This window comes from Streptomyces sp. DH37, assembly GCF_029813835.1.
Lineage (GTDB): Bacteria > Actinomycetota > Actinomycetes > Streptomycetales > Streptomycetaceae > Streptomyces.
The window spans coordinates 1-768 of record NZ_JARVKV010000153.1; the positions used below are offsets into that span (position 1 = coordinate 1).

At 75.7% G+C, this 768-nt stretch carries 1 pseudogene; it reads right to left on the reverse strand.

Annotation, left to right across the window (positions count from 1 at the left end):
- A pseudogene (locus QC029_RS30430) lies at positions 1-768 on the reverse strand (VCBS repeat-containing protein); the annotation flags it as partial.

Consider the following 768-nt stretch of genomic DNA (forward strand, 5'->3'; position numbering starts at 1 on the left):
GTTTGCCGCAGCCCGGCCGGTAGCCGCGCAGCGAGCCGTCCGTCATCCGCACCAGCACGTCGTTGCACCGGTCGCCGTCGAGGTCCCCGAACGGCACCGCCACCACCGACGCCGACCACCCCGAGGCGGAGACCTTGTAGCCGAACCTCCCCGTCCCGTCGGCCGCGTGGAAGGTCAGGCCGCCCTTGGAGTTGAGGGTGAGCGCGTCGCCGAGGCCGTCGCCGCCCGTGTGGTCGCGGCGCACCGGGCTGCCGTCGTACAGCTCGAACGCACCGCTGTGCCTGAGGTCGGGGCCGACCCCGTCGGCCGGGGCGACCGACAGCGTCCAGGCGTACCTGCCGTTCGGCAGGAACACGTCGCGGGACGCACTCGGGCGGATGCCGTGCCAGCCGACGTCGAGCCGGCCGCGGGCGGGGCCGCCGGTGACGGTGTCGACCGTCCGGCCCGTCACGGCGTCCCGCACGGTCAGCGTCCAGCGGGCGGCCGGCTTGGACAGCATGACGCCGGTGACCCGGCTGGGCACGGTGCCGGCGTCCTTCGCCCGCACATGGGAGGCGTCGTCCGCGTCGAGCGAGGTCAGCGGCTGGTTGGCGGGGACGCCCGAGGGCACGATGTGGACGCGCTCCTGGCCGTCCACCCACGCCGCGTGCCCGCCGAACTCGTCCACCGTCCAGCGCACGTGGCGCTGCGAGCCCCCGGTGTCGGGCAGCTCCCCGATCACCCGGCCGGACGCCGCCCCGCCGGTCACCGTGGTGAGGACCAGCTGCC